The 18708-nt window shown below is 64.2% G+C and carries 14 protein-coding genes and 1 pseudogene; 4 read left to right on the top strand and 11 right to left on the bottom strand.

Annotated elements, in window-relative coordinates; all coding sequences use genetic code 11:
- Nucleotides 1-13 precede the first annotated feature (13 nt).
- From ABID26_RS04295 to ABID26_RS04270, 6 genes are all read right to left on the bottom strand, one after another.
- The gene (locus ABID26_RS04295) at nucleotides 14-1678 is read right to left on the bottom strand and encodes an ABC transporter substrate-binding protein (RefSeq protein WP_126101568.1); all 1665 of its coding nucleotides are present in this window, start codon (nucleotides 1676-1678) and stop codon (nucleotides 14-16) included.
- 364 nt (nucleotides 1679-2042) lie between these two features.
- Complete coding sequence (locus tag ABID26_RS04290; protein ID WP_354414009.1) at nucleotides 2043-3146, bottom strand: mandelate racemase/muconate lactonizing enzyme family protein; 1104 nt, start codon at nucleotides 3144-3146, stop codon at nucleotides 2043-2045.
- Nucleotides 3147-3160: 14 nt separating this feature from the next.
- Complete coding sequence (locus ABID26_RS04285) at nucleotides 3161-3865, bottom strand: GntR family transcriptional regulator (protein ID WP_354414006.1); 705 nt, start codon at nucleotides 3863-3865, stop codon at nucleotides 3161-3163.
- A 157-nt stretch (nucleotides 3866-4022) separates the two neighbouring features.
- Nucleotides 4023-5177, bottom strand: a complete 1155-nt coding sequence (locus ABID26_RS04280; RefSeq protein WP_354414005.1) for an efflux RND transporter periplasmic adaptor subunit — start codon at nucleotides 5175-5177, stop codon at nucleotides 4023-4025.
- A 14-nt stretch (nucleotides 5178-5191) separates the two neighbouring features.
- Nucleotides 5192-8386 (bottom strand): efflux RND transporter permease subunit, encoded by a 3195-nt coding sequence (locus ABID26_RS04275; RefSeq protein WP_126101564.1) that lies wholly within the window; start codon nucleotides 8384-8386, stop codon nucleotides 5192-5194.
- Nucleotides 8380-8619, bottom strand: a complete 240-nt coding sequence (locus ABID26_RS04270) for a hypothetical protein (RefSeq protein ID WP_126101563.1) — start codon at nucleotides 8617-8619, stop codon at nucleotides 8380-8382. The genes ABID26_RS04275 and ABID26_RS04270 overlap by 7 nt, the downstream gene beginning before the upstream one ends.
- A gap of 253 nt (nucleotides 8620-8872) precedes the next feature.
- Between ABID26_RS04270 and ABID26_RS04265 the strand changes: the two genes are divergently transcribed.
- Nucleotides 8873-9454, top strand: coding sequence for a TetR/AcrR family transcriptional regulator (locus tag ABID26_RS04265; protein ID WP_354414004.1), 582 nt, complete (start codon nucleotides 8873-8875; stop codon nucleotides 9452-9454).
- A 269-nt stretch (nucleotides 9455-9723) separates the two neighbouring features.
- Here the strand turns inward: ABID26_RS04265 and ABID26_RS04260 are convergent, their stop codons facing one another.
- The 5 genes from ABID26_RS04260 to ABID26_RS04240 form a co-directional block, all read right to left on the bottom strand.
- Nucleotides 9724-10746, bottom strand: coding sequence for a LacI family DNA-binding transcriptional regulator (locus ABID26_RS04260; protein WP_354414003.1), 1023 nt, complete (start codon nucleotides 10744-10746; stop codon nucleotides 9724-9726).
- 43 nt (nucleotides 10747-10789) lie between these two features.
- Nucleotides 10790-11584: an ATP-binding cassette domain-containing protein gene (locus ABID26_RS04255; RefSeq protein WP_354414002.1), complete on the bottom strand. Its 795-nt coding sequence runs from the start codon at nucleotides 11582-11584 to the stop codon at nucleotides 10790-10792.
- 3 nt (nucleotides 11585-11587) lie between these two features.
- Nucleotides 11588-12574, bottom strand: a complete 987-nt coding sequence (locus tag ABID26_RS04250) for an ABC transporter permease (RefSeq protein WP_354413999.1) — start codon at nucleotides 12572-12574, stop codon at nucleotides 11588-11590.
- A 208-nt stretch (nucleotides 12575-12782) separates the two neighbouring features.
- Nucleotides 12783-13715: a sugar ABC transporter substrate-binding protein gene (locus ABID26_RS04245; RefSeq protein ID WP_292304089.1), complete on the bottom strand. Its 933-nt coding sequence runs from the start codon at nucleotides 13713-13715 to the stop codon at nucleotides 12783-12785.
- A 275-nt stretch (nucleotides 13716-13990) separates the two neighbouring features.
- Nucleotides 13991-15148: a fumarylacetoacetate hydrolase family protein gene (locus tag ABID26_RS04240; protein WP_292344374.1), complete on the bottom strand. Its 1158-nt coding sequence runs from the start codon at nucleotides 15146-15148 to the stop codon at nucleotides 13991-13993.
- Nucleotides 15149-15591: 443 nt separating this feature from the next.
- On the opposite strand from ABID26_RS04240, the gene ABID26_RS04235 reads away from it, so the two are divergent.
- From ABID26_RS04235 to ABID26_RS04225, 3 genes and pseudogenes are all read left to right on the top strand, one after another.
- A complete protein-coding gene (locus ABID26_RS04235; protein ID WP_292344375.1) occupies nucleotides 15592-16875 on the top strand; it encodes an NAD(P)/FAD-dependent oxidoreductase in 1284 nt (427 codons plus the stop codon).
- 111 nt (nucleotides 16876-16986) lie between these two features.
- Nucleotides 16987-17873, top strand: a pseudogene (locus tag ABID26_RS04230) (ABC transporter permease).
- A complete protein-coding gene (locus ABID26_RS04225; RefSeq protein WP_126101555.1) occupies nucleotides 17870-18691 on the top strand; it encodes an ABC transporter permease in 822 nt (273 codons plus the stop codon). Before ABID26_RS04230 ends, ABID26_RS04225 begins: the two are co-directional and overlap by 4 nt.
- The last annotated feature ends 17 nt before the right edge of the window (nucleotides 18692-18708 follow it).

Raw genomic sequence — 18708 nt, 5'->3', positions numbered from 1 at the left:
CTAGTCGCTCGCGTCAGGCCTTCGAGGCCTTATCGAGGAACAGCTGCGACATGGCGGTGGGCTGCACGCCCGCCACGCCTTTCGCCGTCGCCGTCAGATAGTCGTAGAAATAGCCGAAGATCACCGGCGTTTCCTCGAGCAGCAGCTTCTGGATCTTGCCGGCGTCGGCCTTCTGCGCCTCGAGGTCGAGGGCCGCGATATAGCTTGCCGCAAGCTGGTCGTAGTCCTTGTTCTTGAAGTGCGCGGCGTTCCATGTGCCGTCGCTCTTCAAGGGTGCCGCGAGATAGACGTTGGGCACGCCGCGGTGGCCGTAGTCGGTGATGCCCATCGCCGAATCCAGCCAGTTCGACTTGCCGAACACCGCGTCGCCGTAATAGGCGCCCTGGTCGAGAATGTTGAGCTCGAGCTCGATGCCGATTTCCTTGACCCAGTTCTGGATGAGCTGGGCGTATTCGGGGATCTCCAGATAGCGCTCCGTGGTCAGCGTCATCTTGAAGCCCTTGCCGGCGCCTGCCGCTTCCATCAGCTGCTTGGCCTGGGCGATATCCTGCTTGCGCTGCGGCACGCTGGTATCGGTCGAAGGGTAGACGGCGGCGAACGGGCTGTCATTGCCGAGCGCCGAACGTCCCTTCATCAGGCCGGCGGCAAGTTTCTCGCGGTCGAGGCAGAGCGCGATGGCGCGGCGCACGCGAGCGTCCTTCGTCGGGCCCTCGTCGCAGTGCATATGCAACTGCTGGTGCGCGGACGATTTTAAGCTGATCACGTCGAAATTCGGATCGTTGAGGATGGCGACGCCGGCCAGCACCGGCATCTGGTTGATGATGTCGATCTGCCCGCCCTGCAGCGCCAGGATCTGTGCCTGCATGTCGGAGAAGAAGGTGAACTCGGTGCGATCCGGCAGCGCCTTCTCGCCCCAGTAGTCGTCGTTGCGCACGAAGGAGGCGCCGACCTTGGGCGTGTATTTCTCCAGCTTGAACGGCCCGGTGCCGTCGAAGCTCTGCTCGTAGCCGCCCTTGTAGCTCGCCGGGATAATGACGGCGTTGTAGTTGTCGGACGACAGCATGTAGGGGAAGTTGCCGTTCGGCGCGTCGAGATGGAATTCGACCGTATAGTCGTCGACCTTCTTGGAGTTGCCCTTCTGCAGGATGCCGGTGAACACCGACAGTGCGTTGGAGGAATTGGCGGGATCGGCAAGCCGGTCGATGCTGGCCACCACGTCGTCGGCCTTCATCTCGCCGCCCGAGTGGAATTTCACACCCTTGCGCAGCGTGAAGGTCCACACCGTGCCGTCGGCATTCGGCTTCCAGCTTTCGGCCAGCGCCGGCTTCAGCACCAGGTCCGGCCCGTCGATGCAGAGGAATTCGGCAACCTGCTGCAGCACGAGCAGACCGCCGGCGTCCGCGATGGTGACAGGGTCGATCGCGGCGGACGGCACGTTGCTGCCGACGCGGATGGTGGCGCCGGGCGCGCCCGCGGCGCGGGCAAGCGAGGGCGCGGCGCCGAAGCCCGCCGCCATGCCGATGCGGCCGAGCAGCGGCAGCGACAGGCCGAGCAGACTGCCGTGGCGGACGAAGTCGCGGCGGCTGACGCGGCCGTCGATGAGGCCGTCGATGAGGTGATTTTCGAGCGGCGTGCGGTTGCGCCGGATGAGATCGAGAATGCGATGGTTCTTGCTCATGGGTCTAAACCCTTTCCCCAGTTCTTGTGGTTGGCGAGTGCATTCCGGTTGACGAATTCCGTGGAGTTCTCCTGTCCCGGCCATTGTCAACAATTTCAGTCGATCGAACTCTAGCATGCGGTTTGGTCGGGTCCATCCGCTCCTTGAAGCGGGAAGGTCAGATTTTCTTGATGCATGCCCTGTTCGGTCTTGCGGTCGGATCGAAATCGCGGCCGCTTTTTCATTCGGTACTTTCCGCCTCCTTTCCTATGACCACCTGCCAGTTCAGGTCGGCGAGAAGCCGTCGATCTCGCCTGACACCCATACGTATGGCGCTTCCAGCCTGTGGTTGATCGGCGTTGCCGTGATGCGCTGGATCCTCATCTCAGCCGATCTCGAAGAAAGGCTTGCCGAGCAAATCCGGGTCGACATCGATGCCGAGGCCGGGCCCCTCGGGAATGCCCATGCGGCTGCCTGTCACCGGCGGCTTGTTGGAGGCCGTACGCACCGTTACCCATTCGTGGAAGGCGATCGCGTGCAGCCGGCGCTCCTCCGGCGTCGACAGCGACAGATGCGCCATGGCGGCGGTGTCGATCTCGGCGCCGCCGGTATCCTCGACCGTGATCATGAATCCGAGATCGACGGCAACGTCACGGATCAACCGGGTCTGCGTCACGCCGCCCAGCCGCGAGATCTTCAGCGTCAGCCCGTCGGCCGCGCCGCGTCGGTGGATTTCCAGCATCTCCTGCAGCGAGGTGACGGATTCATCCAGCACCATCGGCTTGTCGAGCATGCGGCGCACCGACATGTTTTCGTCGATCGTCGTGCAGGGCTGTTCGAACGTGTAGTCGATGCCGCGCGTTGCATCGGCGAACTGTCGCGCCTGGTAGGGCGTCCAGCCGGCATTGGCGTCGCAGAAGATCACGGTGCCTTTCGGCACGGCCGAGGCCACCGCGGTCACCCGCTCGATGTCGTCGCGCACATTGCCGCCGACCTTGACCTGCAGCCGGCGGTAGCCTTCAGCGACGATGCGCTTGGCAAGTGCGGCCATCTGGTCGACCGTGCCGTGGGTGACGACCCGGTAGAGCTCCGCCGTCTCGCTCTCGCGGCCGCCGAGCATCGTCACCAGCGGCACGTCGGCCGCGCGGGCGGCGAGATCCCAGCATGCCATATCGAGGGCAGCTTTGATGTAGGGATGGCCCTTGAACACCGTGTCCATCAGCCTGCCGATGCCGGCCAGTCCGCGCGGATCGTGGCCGATGAGATGCGGCGCGATCTCCGGCACGCCCGCGCGCGTTCCCGCCGGAAACGCGGCCGAGTAGAAATTGCCGAGCGGCGCCATCTCGCCCCAGCCGGTCACGCCTGTATCGGAGGTGATGGCGACGATCACCGCGTCGAAGCAATCGGCGACGCGCCCCTTGGACATGCGGTAGGGCCCGTCTACGAAGGGCTGCACGACATGGTAGGCTTTTATGCTTTTGATCTTCACGTTGTTGTCCGTTGTTAGCGACGTCGTTCAGCGGCCTTCGAGGCGCGCTCTTCAAGGCCGCGCGCATAGGCAAGAAGCTCCTCGAAATCGTCGTCGATATGCTCGCGCGCATGGCGCTGTGCGGCGCGCATGTCCGTGCCCTTGAGCAGCGCCACATAGGTTTCGTGCAGGTCCTCGGCCGGCACCGGCTCGTTGCGCGCCCGCTGATGCAGCGCGAAATACATCTGCAGCCGGCTGGTCAGCCGCTGCCAGGTCTCCAGCAGCACCGAATTGTCGGCCCATTCGTAGACCAGCCCGTGCAGTTGCAGCGCGGTCTCGATCTGGCGCGTGGTGTCGAGCGAACGCGTTGCCTGCTTCACCGCTTCGTGGCGGCGGTCGAGCTCATCGAGGAAGCGCTGGTCGCGCTGCGGCCAGGTGAGCTCGATGGCGAAGTCGTCGAGCACCTTGTTGAGTGAATAGGCGTCGACGATGTCCTTGGCGGTGACGTCGATGACGAAGGTCCCGGCATAGGGGATGCTGGTCAGGATGCCTTCCTGCACCAGCTCGCGCATCGCCTCGCGCAGCGGCGCGCGGCTGACCCGCATCTGCTCGGAGATGCGCAGCTCGTTGAGCTTCTGCCCGGGCTCCAACTGGCCGGTCAGGATGGCGCGCCTGAGCAGCGCGACGATCTCCGCCCTGCGCGTCGTATCCGCGATCGGACTGAAATCCAGCTTCGCCATGCATTCCACTCCGGATGAACCGGTTGCAAGACAAGCAGATTGTCGACAATCCAACAAGAGGATGGAGATCAATTTTTTCAGATTGCGACGCACAAAGAAAACGGCGCCCTCGGCGTGGGAGCCGAGGGCGCCGTCGGACCGGGACTGATGGGGGTTATCAGCTGGCCGGTTTCGGTTGCGGCAAGGGAGAAACCGGCATTCCGGGTCCGATCTTCTGCAGATTGCCCGTGATCACCTGGTCGCTCTCGGAGATGCCGGAGGTCACGGAGATCAGATCGCCGTCGGTCGGCCCGAGCGAGACCAGCTTCTGGTCGACCGTGTTGCCCTTGCCGAGAACATAAACATACTTGCCGAGCTGGCTGGAGCCGAGCGCCACCTGCGGCACCATCAGCGTGTTGGGCTGTTCCTTCACATGGAGCCGCACGCGGACATACTGGCCGGGCAGCAGCCTGAACTTGGCATTGCCGATTGTGGCCCGCGCCGTGATCGTGCCGGTCGAATGGTCGATCGTGTTGTCGATGAAGGTGAGCTGGCCCTTCTGGCTGGGCTCGGTCTCGCCAGGCAACAGCACGTCGACCGCGATCGGACCGGCTGCTTTCGCTTCCTCGATCTGGACCAGGTCGGTCTCGCTCGGATTGAAGGTGACGTAGATCGGGTCGAGCTGCACCAGCGTGTTGAGCACGGTGCCGGCGACGCTGACCAGCGTGCCGATCGAGGCCTGGTTGCGGCCGATGCGGCCGGGGAAGGGCGCCTTGATTTCGGCATAGCCGAGATTGAGCTCGGCGGTCCGCACCGCCGCCTTGTCGAGCAACAGCGCCGCCTCCGCCCCGCGCAAGGTGCTGGTGCGCTGGTCGAAGCTGTCCTTGGCGAGATAGCCGCTCTTGGCGAGCTCGCTGCCACGGCCGAGATTGGAGCGCGCATAGTCGAGCGTCGCGGTATCGCGCTCGACCTGCGCCTTCGCCTGGTCAAGCGCTGCCTGATAGTCCTCGGTCGCGATCCTGTAGAGCAGGTCGCCCTGCTTTACGTCGCTGCCGTCCTGCGCCGTCTGCTCCTGCAGATAGCCCGGCACGCGCGCCTGCAGCGTGATGCTGCGGATCGGCTCGACGCGCGCGGCGTAGTCGAGATAGATCGGCAGCGTCTTCTTGACGACGTTCACCACCGGCACCGGCATGACGAAGGCCTTGGGCGCAGGTGCAGCGCCCGCCGTGCTGGCGTTGAGGCTGAGATTGCCCATGTCGAGCAGGTGGACACTTGCCACCGAAATCGCGCCCAGCGCGACGGCCGTTCCCAAAGCGATTTTCCATTTACGCATGAAGTCTCTCCATCCTATTCGGCCGCATCGGCGAGCCGCACGGGCTCGGCGGTCGGTTCAATCTCTTGTTGGTGCGGGGCATACTGATGCCCCGCGACAGGCTCGGTCTCGCCGCCGCGCTCGCGCAGCTGCTCGATGACTGCGTAGAAGACCGGCACGAAGACCAGCGACAGGATGGTCGCCGCCACCATGCCGCCGAAGACGGTGGTGCCGATCGACTGCCGGCTGGCGGCACCCGCGCCGGTCGCGAACATCAGCGGCAGCACGCCGAGGATGAAGGCAAAGGCCGTCATCAGGATCGGCCGCAGCCTCAGCCGCGCGGCTTCCATCGCCGCCTCGACGATGGTCAGGCCTTCCTCGCGCCGTCGCCTGGCGAACTCGACGATCAGGATCGCGTTCTTCGCCGCCAGGCCAATCAGCATGACAAAGCCGATCTGCGAGTAGACGTCGATCTGCATGCCGCGCAGCAAAAGCACGACGAAGGCGCCGAACAATGCGAGCGGCACGGCGAGCAGCACCATGAAGGGCATCGCCCAGCTTTCATACTGCGCCGCCAGGATCAGGAAGACGAAGACGATCGCCAGCCCGAAGACAACAGAGGCGATCGAGCCGGCCTTGAGCTCCTGATAGGTGATGCCGGTCCACTCATAGCCGAAGTCGCGCGGCAGCACGTTTGCCGCCGCCCGCTCCATCGCCGCCACCGCCTGTCCGGACGAGAAGCCCGGAGCGGCGCCGCCATTGATGAGCGCTGACGCATTGTTGTTGTAGTGCGGCACCGTCTCCGGACCGACGATCGGCACCAGCTTGCCCAGCGTGCTCAGCGGCACCATGCCGCCCGACGCGTTGCGCACGTAGAGCCGCGAGATGTCGGTGGCGTCGGCGCGCGCGTCCTTATCGGCCTGGATGGTCACCCGGAAGGTGCGGCCGAACAGGTTGAAGTCGTTGACGTAGAGCGAGCCGAGATAAATCTGCAGCGTGTTGAACACGTCGGGCAGGTTGAGGCCGAGAAGCTTCGCCTTGCTGCGGTCGAGGTCGTAGTTGAACTGCGGCGTCGAGGTCGAGAAGGACGAGAACAGCTGCTGCGGGTTGAGCTCCGGCTGCTTGCGTGCCTCGGCGATCAGTGCCTGGGTCACCTCGTTCAGCGCGGCGCTGCCGCGGCCCGAAAGGTCTTCCACCTGGAACTCGAAGCCGCCGGTGGTGCCGAGGCCCGGGATCGAGGGCGGATCGAAGGACAGCGCGAAGGCCTCCGGTAGCTGCAGCAGCTTGCCGCGCACCTGCTCGACCAGCTTCGAGGCGTTCTGGTCGGGCCCGCGTTCGTCCCACGGCTTCAGGATGGCAAACTCCACCGCCGAGTTGGACTGCGCGGCGCTGGTCAGGAAGTTCAGGCCGCTGATCGAGCCGACGATGTCGACGCCGGGCGTGTTCTGCAGGATGTCGCGCGCCTTCTGCGCCACCGCGTCGGTGCGCTCCAGCGAAGCGCCGTCGGGCAACTGGATGACGACGAAGAAATAGCCCTGGTCTTCCACGGGAAGGAAGGTCGAAGGCAGCTTCTGCCAGACGAAATAGGTGGCGACCAGGCCCGCCGCGAACAGGCCGAGCATGGCCCAGCGCAGCCGGATCAGGATGCGCACGCCATGGGCATAGGCATGCGACAGCCAGTCGAAGCCGGCGTTGAACCAGCGGAACAGCACGAATTGCGTCTCGCCGCGATGGCGCAGGAAGGCGGCGCTGAGCGCCGGACTGAGCGTCAGCGAATTGAAGGCGGAGATGCCGACCGAGATCGCTACCGTCAGCGCGAACTGGTTGTAGAGCCGTCCGGAGACGCCGGGGATGAAGGCGACAGGGATGAACACCGCCGCGAGCACCGCGGTGGTGGCGATGATCGGCCCGGTCACCTCGGCCATCGCGGCGCGCGTCGCCGCAAGCGGCTTGAGGCCGGCCTCGAGCTGTCGCTCGACATTCTCGACCACGACAATGGCGTCGTCGACGACGAGGCCGATCGCCAGCACCATGCCGAGCAGCGACAGCATGTTGAGCGAGAAGCCCAGCATGTACATGATAGCCAGCGTCGCGATCAGCGACACCGGGATGGCGATGGTCGGGATGATGGTGGTGCGCCAGCTCTGCAGGAAGATGAACACCACCGCCACGACCAGCACCAGCGCTTCGCCGAGCGTGATCAGCACGTCATGCATCGAAGCCGAGACGAAGCGCGTCGTGTCGTAATGCATGGCGTAGTGGACGCCCTTTGGGAAGCGCGCCGACAGCTCCTGCATCTTGTCCTTGACCCTCTGCTGCAGGTCCAGCGCGTTGGAGCCGGGCATCTGATAGACGGCGAGCACCACGGTCGGGTCCTTGCCGAAGAAGGCGGAGGAGGAATATTGCAGCGCGCCGAGCTCGATGCGGGCGACATCGCGAAGCCTGACAAGCGAGCCGTTCTGCGAATTGGCGCGCACGACGATGTCGCCGAATTCCTTCGGGTCGCTGAGGCGGCCGACCGCGTTGACCTGCATCTCGAAGGCGGTGCCGGCAGGCGCCGGGGACTGGCCGATCTTGCCCGCCGCCACCTGGACGTTCTGTTCCGAGATGGCGTTCTGCACGTCGACGGCGGTGATGCCGAGATTGGCCAGTTTGTCCGGATCGAGCCAGACGCGCATCGAATAGCGGCGTTCGCCGAAGATCTGCACGTCACCGACGCCGGGTAGCCGCTTCAGCGGATCGACGACCTGAAGATAGGCAAGGTTGCTCAGCGCCACCGGATCGACCGAGCCGTCCGGCGAGGTGAGGTCGACGATCAAAACGAAATTGGGGTTCTGTTTCTTGATCGTCACGCCGCCCTGGTTGACGATAGCCGGGAGGGAGGACGCGGCCTGCGAGACGCGGTTCTGCACGTCGACGGCCGCCGTGCTCAGCGGATAACCGACATCGAAGGTGATGGTGATGGTCGAGGAGCCGTCATTCGAGCTCGTCGACGACATGTAGGTCATGCCTTGCACGCCGTTGATCTGCTGCTCGAGCGGCGTGGTGACCGTATCGGCCACGACTTGCGCGCTGGCGCCGGGATAGTGGGCGCTGACCACGACTTGCGGGGGCGTGATGTCGGGGAATTGCGAGACCGGCAGCAGGAAATAGGCGATAGCGCCGGCGAGCACCATGATGATGGCGATCGCCGACGCGAAGATCGGACGGTGGATGAAGAAGTTTACCATGACGCGGATGCCTCGCCGAACGGCTTTGCGAAGTGGCGCAGGCGCCGGGCCCGGCCGGAGCCGGAGTCCTGCAGGAAGGATGGCAGGCCCTCGTCGTCCGGCGCCTGTTCTGCCGCGCGCGAGCGCAGCATCCGTTCGAAGGCCTTGGGGTCGATCCCGTCCGCCTTCATCGCCAGCCGGATCATCGGATCCCGGATGGCCTCGTCGATCGTCAGGTCTTTGCGCTTTTGCATAGGAGTAGCTCCTTGCTTGCGGCCCGCATCGGATGATCACGGACCGTTTTCTTCTCTAATTCACCGGCCGAAGCCGCATGACAGGCAGGTTTTCTGTCCTAACTCACTCTGGCAGGGCTATCGGTGGGCCTTGTCGTTTGACGGGGAGTGATATAGGTGTTACCAGTAAGTAACATATAAAAGTTACAGACCGGTAACACCCTAGTCAAGAGGTGACCTCGGTTTTTTTTGGAAACGACGAAAGGAGAGCATGATGACTGACGGCGTCGCGGAGCGTTCCCGCCCCCGGGATCGGATCCTGGAAACGGCGCAGGACATGTTCCACAAGCACGGCATCAAGGGTGTTGGCGTCGACGCCATCACCGAGGCTGCCGGCACCAACAAGATGACGCTCTATCGTCACTTCGAATCCAAGGACGAGCTGATCATCGAATGCCTGCGCGCCACGGCGGCGAAGGCATCAAAGGTGTGGGACGAGTTTGAGGCTCAGCATCCCGGCGACAAGCTCGCGCAGTTGCATGCCTGGGTCCACAAGGCTTCGGAAATGCTCAGCGCCGACTGTCGCGGCTGCGACATGGCCAATGCCGCCGTCGAGCTCAGCGAGACCGATCACCCGGCAAGGCGCGTCATCAAGGAACTGAAGGAAGCCCAGCGCGAAAAGCTCGTTGCGCTTTGCCACGATGCCGGCATCGGCCAGGCCGAGCTGCTCGCCGACACGCTGTCGCTGCTGCTCGAAGGCGCGCGTGTGAGTATGCAGAGCGTCGGCGCCGAAGGCCCGAGTGCGCAATTCGTACGCATGGCCGAGAGCCTCATCGCGTCGTTCAGGGCGCGCTGACTTTGGGGTTCGATTTTGGTGCGGGCAAAGAAAAGCCCGCTGCCGGGAGGAGAAGGCAGCGGGCTCGATTTCGAATACGGTGCGGGAGGAGGTGCACCGCATTCCTCGTCGGTGTCTGGGAGGAGGAAGACATCCGACACCGCAACATTTACGATTTGCCCAACGATTCGGCAACTACGAAACGTGCATAGCAGGTGTGCAGAATTGCCGCACCATCCGCCAATCCTCCGACAAATCAGGAAAAAGCCGCCCTTTGTCGGCGCGCTAACTCATTGAACCGGCACGTTTTCCTTGAAGATCAGCCGCGGCTCGATGAACTTTTTCGTCAGGTACGGTGCCGATGAGGCGATCGAGCCGAGCAGGCAGATCACCGCTTGTTCGGCGATCAACCGCGCGTTCTGGTCGATGACGACATCGGCGAGATCGTCGACGAGATAGCGGCGCGTTTCCTTGGTCAGGTCGTGGCAGATGAAGACCGGTTTCTTGCACGGCCTGGCTTCGAGCAACGCCTTCGCCACGCCGGAGCGTCCGGCGCCGACGCAATAGATGCCGAGCAGTTCCGGCTCGTTGTGCAGCGCCTTCATGGTTGCGCCGTAGCTGGCGTCGGGCTCGTCGTTGATCTCGACGGCGCTCGAAATGGTGAGGTTGGGAAACTCTTCGTTCAGCACCGACCGAAAACCCATCTCGCGCTCTTCATGGCCGCGATAGGAACGCGAGCCGACCACCATCGCCAGATGTCCGGTCCGGCCGCCGAGGAAGCGGCCCATCAGCAGCGCCGCCGTGCGCCCGGCGACCCGGTTGTCGATGCCGACATAGGCCGAGCGCGGGGCGGCGGGCACATCCGAGACCAGCGTGACCAGCCGGATGCCGGCCTCGACCAGCTCGCGCAAAATGTTGCGCGTGCGCGGATGGTCGACGGCGATGACGCCGACGCCATTCGCTTTGAGAGAAAGGTTCTCGACCGCGGTCTGCAGCGCCCCCGGCGAGATGCCGGCAAGGTTGTGGATGCGGCAGGAGGCGACCAGCGGCAGCCGCGCGGCATAGTCCTCGATATGATGCGCGAGATCGGCCATGAAGGCATTGCTGCCGATCGGCAGAAAGAATTCCAGATGCGCCGGCTTGGACGGCAGCACGACCTGGTCGAGCGTCGGCAGGTAGCCGAGTTGCTTGGCCGCCTCCATGACGCGCTGCCGGTTGGCCGCGCTCGCTCCTGGACGGTTGTTGAGCACCCTGTCGACCGTCGCGGTCGACAGGCCGCAGCTCCTGGCGATGTCGGCAACGGTAGCTTTCATGGCTCCAGCCATAGGATGGGATCCGAGCCCGTCTCAGGCCCGATCAGCCATGCGGCCGCGGGCCGTCGGAAATCGCGTCGCGGATTTCCTTGTCCGACATGCCGGTGATGATCCGCTCGACCTCGGCGACGGTTGTCTTTTTCGGATCGATGTCGTCGGCCACCACCTTGCCCCGCCGCATCACCACGATGCGGTCGACCACCTGGAAGACGTGGTGGATGTTGTGGGCGATGAAGATGCAGGAGTGGCCGGAATCGCGGGCGCTGCGCACGAAGCTCAAAACGCCTTGCGTCTCGGCGACGCCGAGATTGTTGGTCGGCTCGTCGAGGATGATCAGGTCGCTGTCGAAATGCATGGCGCGCGCGATCGCCACCGCTTGCCGCTCGCCGCCCGAGAGCGAGCCGATCGGCGTCGTCGGCGGGATGTTTTTCGATATGCCGACCTGCTTGAGCAGGTCGCGCGCCACCACGTTCATGGCGTCCTGGTCCATGCGGTTCAAAAAGCGCGGCGGCTTGATCGGCTCGCGCCCGAGGAACAGGTTGCGGGCGATCGACAGCTGCGTGACCAGCGCCGAGTCCTGGTAGATGGTCTCGATGCCTTCAGCGATGGCGTCGCTGGTGCTGCGGAAATCCACCTTCTTGCCACGCACGAAGATGTCGCCGCTGGTCAGCGGCACCGCGCCCGACAGCACCTTGATCAAGGTCGACTTGCCGGCGCCGTTGTCGCCAAGCAGCCCGACGATCTCCCTTTCATTGACATGGAAATTGGCATCCACCAGCGCCTGCACGCGCCCGTAGGACTTGCGGATGTTCGTCATGCGGATGAGCGGTTCGGCCATGGGTCACGTCCCTGCCTGGTGCCGGCGTTCGAGCCATGAATGCAGCGCCATCATGCCGAGGATGATCGCGCCGATGAAGATGTTGTAGGCGAGCCCCGGCACGCCGATCAGCACGATGCCGTTGCGCATGACGCGCAGGATCAGGATGCCGAGCACCGTGCCGATGATGGTGCCGCGCCCGCCGGTCAGCGCCGTGCCGCCGATCACCACCATGGCGATGACTTCCAGCTCGTAGCCGGTGCCGCTGTTGGGGTTGGCGGCCGAAGTGCGCAGCGAGGAGATGACGCCGGCGAGCGAGGCCATCACCGCCGACAGGACGAAAAGGCCGACCTTGACGCGGTTGACGTTGACGCCGCGCGCCCGCGCCGCATTTGGGTTGCCGCCGGCGGCCTGGATCCAGTTGCCGGTGCGGCTCTGCGTCAGCACATAGCCGAGCACGATCGCAGCACCTAGGAACCAGAACAGCGACGCGTAGATGCGGAACGGCCCGATGTAGAAATCGCCGACCAGTGTGTCCGCCAGCAAGCTGCCTTCGGCGCTCCAGGTGCGCTGCGGAAAGCCGTCGGTGACGAAGAGCGCGGTGCCGCGCACCACCAAAAGCATGCCGAGCGTGACCAGGAAGGACGGGATCTTGAGCCGGGTCACGAACCAGCCATTGACCAGGCCGATGAAGGCCGCGACCACCAGCGCGATCAGGAAACCCATTTCCAGCGAGGTGACGCCGCCGTTGAACAGCGTCCACATCAGCACCGGCGAGAAGCCGAACAGCGAGCCGACCGAAAGGTCGAACTCGCCCGATGTCATCAGCAAGGTCATCGCCAGCGCGATCAGGCCGAGCTCGACGGTGAAGGCCAGGATGTTGGAGATGTTCTGCGGCGACAGGAAGTCGGGATTGATGCCCCAGAAGACGACGAGCTCGACGACGAGCAGCACCAGCGGCCCGAATTCCGGCCGTGCGATGAAACTTTGGATGAAGGAACGGTTTTCCATTGGGCCCGCGACGTGAGTGAACTTAATGCATGTCGCCCAAAAGTGTGCAGTGGTTTTGGGAAAAACGACATGCATAAAAACAAAGACTTAAAGCGCGTCGCTCGAATCCGTTTCGACGCGACGTGCTTTAGCTGAAGCCCGCGCGGCCGCAGGCTCGGCGAAAGGAATGGCCGTGGCCGCCGGAGCGGTCACGGCCATTGGTCGCGGATTACTTGCCGGACAGGATCTTGTCGTAGACGCCGGCGGTGTCCTTTTCATAGAGCGCGCCGGTGATGACGTTGAAGCCCGGAGGAATGCCGGCGGCAGCCATGTTGGCGAGCGAGAGCGCCACATAGCTGGTCGCCTGGGGGTCCTGCCACTGCGCGGCGTTGACGTAGCCGTTCAGCACTTCCTGGGTGGTGTCGAGCGAGTTGCCCCAGCCGACGACCGGGATTTCGCCCGGCTTGACGCCGACCTGATCGAACACGCGCTTGATCGAGCCGGTGACGAGATCGCCGAGACCGATGATGGCCTTCACCTTACCCTTATGCGCGGTGAGGTAGTCGACCATGCGGTTGATCACTTCGGCCTGGTCGAGCGTCGCTTCGGTCACCTCATAGGTGATGCCCGCCGGCTCGAACACGCTCTTGATGCCTTCCTCTTCCTGGACGCCATAGGTGGCGCCGGGAACCTCGACCGGCATCCATACGAAGTCGCCCTTCTTCACCAGGCCCTTGTCGACCAGATATTGCGCCCAGTGCTTGCCGAAGGTGACGTTGTCGCCGCCGACATAGGCGTTGAAGTTGGCTTTTGGATCGGGCGTGTTGAAGTTGATGATCGGGATGTTGGCCGCGCGGGCCTCCTTGACGATCTCGACGAGGCTGCCCGGATCGGGGCTGGTGGTGACGATGCCGTCGGCCTTGGCCGAGATGGCGGCGCGGACGGCCTCCTGCTGCGAGGCGACGTCGCCATTGTGGAACGAGGTGTTCACCTTGTTGCCGGTGTCGGTCGCCCATTGCTTGGCGCCGGCGAGGAAGTAGGTCCAGACCGGATCGGCCGGCCCGCCATGCGAAATCCAGTAGAACGTCTTGGCCTCGGCCATCGCCGGAATGGCGAGTGCCGCGATCAAGCCAAGCACGATGAGTCTCAGCCTCGAAAGCATTCGATTTCCTCCCATGTTGAAAACTCTCCTCCACATCGAGCGCGATGCGGCCCGAGAACCGCATCTCCTGCCAGCGCCGACCGGAATGTTAAGAGCATTCCCTTTTTGGGCCGATGGCAAGCCTCCATCGCCAATGGATGTTGGCACAGGTCCACACGCCATCAACGAACCCATCAGATTGCATCAGTTGCGATGATATTTTGCCGCAAACCCCGCCATTGCGCTCCATCAGCCTGTCGTGATGATCACAAGCATATGGCCGCTGTGATCCGCTGCTAGATCAGGCCGGCCTTGGCGAGGTCGCGCATCAGATGGCTGGCGCCGTAGGTCCAGTGCGGGCAATCGGGCGAGAGCCGCACCCGGTTGACCAGCGCGCCGAGTTTTTCGGACGAGATGGTGACGATGTCGCCGACCTTGTGCGTAAAACCCTTGCCCTTCTCGCCACGGTCCTTCGACGGGACGAACATGGTGCCGAGATAGAGCGCCAGCCCGTCCGGATACTGGTGGTGCGGTCCCATCGCGGCCTTCACCAGCTCTTCTGGCGAGCGGCTGATCTCGGCCATCGAGCTCGCGCCCTCCAGCGAAAACCCGTCCTCGCCCTCGACGCTGAGCCGCACCGTCGCGCGCTTCACGTCGGCGATTGCGAAGGTCTCGTCGAACAGCCGGACAAACGGCCCGAGCGAGGCGGAAGCGTTGTTGTCCTTGGCTTTGCCCAGCAGCAGCGCCGAGCGCCCCTCGACATCGCGCAGATTGACGTCGTTGCCGAGCGTGGCGCCGACGATGCGGCCCGAACTGTCGGCGATCATGGCGATCTCCGGCTCCGGATTGTTCCAGGTCGAGACCGGGTGCAGCCCGACATCGGCGCCGAAGCCCACGGAGGCCATCGGCTGGCATTTGGTGAAGATCTCGGCATCCGGCCCGATGCCCACTTCCAGATATTGCGACCAGGCGCCGCGCTGTATCAGCTTGGCCTTGATCTCCATCGCCTCCGGCGAGCCCGGCTTCAGCTTCGAGAGGTCATGGCCGATCAGTCCGGCGATGTCGGCGCGGATGGCGTCGGCCTTCTCGGCCGAGCCGCGCGCCTGTTCCTCGATGACGCGCTCGAGCAGGCTGACGACGAAGGTGACGCCTGAAGCCTTCACCGCCTGCAGGTCGACGGGCGAAAGCAGGATGGGCTTCTTCGCATCGCGCTTCGCCTCGAAGCTGTTTGCAGCAATGTCTTCCAGCGCACCGATCGCCTTGCCCTTGGCCGAGCGCACGTGGCTAGCCGGGTCCTTCAACTCGCAGAGGTCGCGCACTGTGGGCGCCGCGCTTGAGGTGATGTCGATCACCTCGCCGTCGCGCACCGTGACCACCAGCGGGTGGGAAGCATCGCCGGTCCTGGCACGGCCGACGAACAGGCCGTCGGCGGGGAGGCGGGTCGGGTCGGTCATGGTGTCGGTCCTCTTAGTCGGCTGATCGGCTTTCAGCATTCCGCTCACGGTCAGTGTGATCGCGAGCCCGCCGTTCTTCGGGGGCAATCTCAACAAATTCTTCCCAAAGGTCCACCCCGATTGATGCCTTGTCCCTTTGGTCGAGGCAGATCGCCGATGTCTGCGCTGCCCCTCACCCTTACCCTCTCCCCGTGAAGAACGGGGAGAGGGTCGCCAGCGCTGGAGCGCTTCCCTTCTCCCCGTTTTTCACGGGGAGAAGGTGCCGGCAGGCGGATGAGGGGCAGCGCCGGCCTTGGCGATTGGCTGTCGGCGAGCACGTGATTGGCGACCGCTGGACCCCTGATCGAGTTCCCCGTGCCCCAAACGACGAAATCGAAACGCACTTTCAAATCCATGAAATCGACAATAGGATTTTCACGAAGTTCCAGCGCGAGGGTGCCCTCTTGTCCGCAGCCTTTTCCGATCCGATCTGGCAGAAGCCCAAAACGGCCACGGCGTTCAAGCCCGAGCTTTCGTCCGGCGGCACGCTAGACGCGATCATTGTCGGCGCCGGCATCATGGGGCTGTCGACCGCCTTGCACGGAGCCCGCGCCGGTCTTTCGGTCCAGGTGCTGGAGGCTGCAGCAGTCGGGCAGGGCGCTTCCGGGCTCAATGGCGGCCAGGTCATTCCAGGCCTCAAATACGATCCGGAATGGCTGATCGGGCAATTCGGCAAGGAGCGCGGCGAGGCCCTGGTCGACTTCGCCGCCTCGACCGCCGACGCCGTGTTCGACTTGATCCGCGAGGAGAAGCTCCCGGTACCGTTCACACGTAACGGCTGGATCCAGGCCGCGCATACCGAAACCGCTTTGACAGCGGCAGCGAACCGAGATCGCCAATGGCGAACACGCGGCGCCGACGTCAAGCTGCTCGACCAGACCGAGATCGCGGCGATGACCGGGGCCAAGGGCTATCTTGGCGGCTGGCTCGACCGCCGCGCCGGCGTCATCGATCCGCTGTCCTACACGCTGGAACTGGCGCGCGTCGCCTCGGTTGCAGGGGCGAATATCGCCGAACAGCAGAAAGTGGTGAAGCTCAGCAAGGGAGCCGGCCTGTGGCGGGTTTCAACACAAGGCGGCGCCGAACTGCGCGCCAAGTCCGTCGTGCTCGCCACCAACGCCTATACGGACAGCCTGCTGCCTGGCCTTGCGCAGACGATCGTGCCGTTGCATTCCTTCCAGATCGCCACCGCGCCGCTGCCGGCCGAGCTCGCCGCGAGCATCCTGGCGGGTGGCCAGGCCGTCTCGGATTCGCGCCGTATCCTCGTCTATTACCGCAAGAGCGCGGACGGCCGGCTGGTGCTCGGCGGTCGCGGCCGCATGGCGCTGCCTTCCAGCGCTTCGGACTGGGCGCATCTCGAGCGCGCGCTCATCCGGCTCTACCCGGCGCTTGCCGGCATCGCCATCGAAAAGCGCTGGTTCGGCCGTGTGGCGATGACGCCGGATCATCTGCCGCATCTGCATGAACCGGAAAAGGGCCTGCTCGCCGTGGTCGGCTGCCAGGGCAGGGGTGTCGGCCTGATGAGCGCGCTGGGAAAACGCATGGCTAACTACCTCGTAAGCGGCGATGCCAGGCAATTGCCGTTCCCGCTGTCGCCGATCCGGCCGATCCCGTTCCATGCTTTTCGCCAGGTCGGCGTCGCCGCCACGATCGCCTGGTACCGAATGCTCGATGCGTTCGAACGCTGAGCTTTCGCCGGTATTGCAGCGCACAAACGATTCAGCTTGACAGTTTCATGAATATGAAAAAGCATTAGCGGATTTCAAAAATCCGATGGGCAGCCCCCGATAGGCAATAGGATGTCGACCATCGTTGCAGCGCGGCTATCGCCGGAAAACCGCACCTCGCCGATCTTCCGCTTCGCCATGCTGCTGCCGGGCGGGCTGGTCACTTTCTTCCTGATCCTGTTCGCGCTCGGCCTGGTGATTTTCCTCGCCTTCAGGAGCAATGACGGCTCGCTGCTCGGCGCCGGCCTGACGGTCGCGAATTTCGTCACCGTGGCCACCGACCCGCTCTATTGGACAGTGACGTTGCGCTCACTGGTCATCGCCGCCTGGTGACGCTGGCGACCGTCGTCACCGCCTATCCGGTCGCCTACTATCTCGCCTTCCATGCCGGGCGGCGGCGCAACCTGCTGCTCTTCCTGGTCACGTTGCCGTTCTGGACCAGCTACCTTTTGCGCGTCTTCGCCTGGAAGATCGTGCTTGCCTATAACGGCGTGCTGAATTCGGCCTTCATCGAAAGCGGGCTCTGGTCGGAACCGACGCTCGCTTTCCTCAACACGCCGGCCGCCGTGGTGGTCACGCTCGCCCACGCCTACGCGCCTTTCGCCATCCTGCCGATCTACGTGGCGCTGGACACGATCCCGAAATCGCTGCTCGAAGCCGCCTCCGATCTCGGCGCGCGGCCCTTCACTTCGTTCCGCCGCGTCGTGCTGCCCAATTCGATGCCCGGCGTTCTGGCTGCGGCCCTCGTCGTCTTCGTGCCGACCGTCGGCGACTATGTCACGCCGGCCATGGTCGGCGGCCCGGCCAGCACCATGATCGGCACGCTGATCCAGTCGCAATTCGGCAAGGCCAATGACTGGCCGTTCGGCGCGGCACTCTCGGTCTGCGTCATGCTGGTCATCCTGTGCGTGGTGCTGGTCGCGCGTGGCGCCGATCGCAGATTTGGCAGCCGCACATGAGCGTGGCACGCAAAGAGGCAAATGCAGGCGGCCGCTGGCTCGGCCTTTATGTGCTTGCCTATCTGGTGTTCCTCTATCTGCCGATCCTTTTGATCCCGCTGTTTTCCTTCAACGACTCCATCCAGGCGGCGTTTCCGCTGCAGGGTTTTACGCTGGGCTGGTATGAGACGCTCTACGGCAATCCGGCGCTGTCCGGTGCTTTGGCCAACAGCCTCGTCATCGGCGTCATCGCCGCCTCCGGCGCGACGCTCTGCGGCATCACCGTCTCCTATATGGATCTTTATGGCCGCTCGCCGCTGGCGGCCACGATCAGCGCCGCGGCTCGGTTGCCGATCCTGATCCCCGGCGTGATCGTCGGCATTTCGCTCTTGATCCTGGTCAACCTCATCGGCCTCGGACCATCGCGCATCGCGATCGTGCTCGGCCACATCCTGGTGGCGCTGCCGACGACGGTGGTGGTGATGCGCAGCCGCTTCGCAGCCATTCCCAAAACCATCCGCGAGGCGGCGCTCGACCTCGGCGCCTCCGACTGGACGACATTCCGGCGCGTCATGCTGCCGTTGAGTGCGCCGGCCGTGCTGTCGGCTTTCATGCTCGCCTTCCTCACTTCCTTCGACGAGTTCATCGTCGTCTTCTTCCTCGCCGGCACCCAGCCGACGCTGCCGCTCTACATCTGGAGCCAACTGCGCTTCCCGCGCTCGCTGCCGACCGTGATGGCGCTCGGCACGGCGATCCTCACCGTGTCCTTCATCATCGCTGCGCTCGCCGAAATCCTGCGCCATCGCGGTCTCGGCGCCGCGCGCCGCAATCCAGCCTGAACCACAACAAAGAAGAG

Origin of the sequence: Mesorhizobium shonense (genome assembly GCF_040545255.1) — a bacterium.
Taxonomy (GTDB): domain Bacteria; phylum Pseudomonadota; class Alphaproteobacteria; order Rhizobiales; family Rhizobiaceae; genus Mesorhizobium; species Mesorhizobium shonense.
The sequence above is the reverse complement of the archived record's forward strand: the minus strand, read 5'-3'. Positions and strand labels throughout refer to the sequence as shown.

Coding starts and splice junctions, on each gene's coding strand:
- ABID26_RS04295 (WP_126101568.1), bottom strand. CDS start 1,678: ATGAGCAAGAACCATCGCATTCTCGATCTCATCCGGCGCAACCGCACG.
- ABID26_RS04285 (WP_354414006.1), bottom strand. CDS start 3,865: ATGGCGAAGCTGGATTTCAGTCCGATCGCGGATACGACGCGCAGGGCG.
- ABID26_RS04280 (WP_354414005.1), bottom strand. CDS start 5,177: ATGCGTAAATGGAAAATCGCTTTGGGAACGGCCGTCGCGCTGGGCGCG.
- ABID26_RS04275 (WP_126101564.1), bottom strand. CDS start 8,386: ATGGTAAACTTCTTCATCCACCGTCCGATCTTCGCGTCGGCGATCGCC.
- ABID26_RS04270 (WP_126101563.1), bottom strand. CDS start 8,619: ATGCAAAAGCGCAAAGACCTGACGATCGACGAGGCCATCCGGGATCCG.
- ABID26_RS04265 (WP_354414004.1), top strand. CDS start 8,873: ATGACTGACGGCGTCGCGGAGCGTTCCCGCCCCCGGGATCGGATCCTG.
- ABID26_RS04260 (WP_354414003.1), bottom strand. CDS start 10,746: ATGAAAGCTACCGTTGCCGACATCGCCAGGAGCTGCGGCCTGTCGACC.
- ABID26_RS04255 (WP_354414002.1), bottom strand. CDS start 11,584: ATGGCCGAACCGCTCATCCGCATGACGAACATCCGCAAGTCCTACGGG.
- ABID26_RS04250 (WP_354413999.1), bottom strand. CDS start 12,574: ATGGAAAACCGTTCCTTCATCCAAAGTTTCATCGCACGGCCGGAATTC.
- ABID26_RS04245 (WP_292304089.1), bottom strand. CDS start 13,715: ATGCTTTCGAGGCTGAGACTCATCGTGCTTGGCTTGATCGCGGCACTC.
- ABID26_RS04240 (WP_292344374.1), bottom strand. CDS start 15,148: ATGACCGACCCGACCCGCCTCCCCGCCGACGGCCTGTTCGTCGGCCGT.
- ABID26_RS04225 (WP_126101555.1), top strand. CDS start 17,870: ATGAGCGTGGCACGCAAAGAGGCAAATGCAGGCGGCCGCTGGCTCGGC.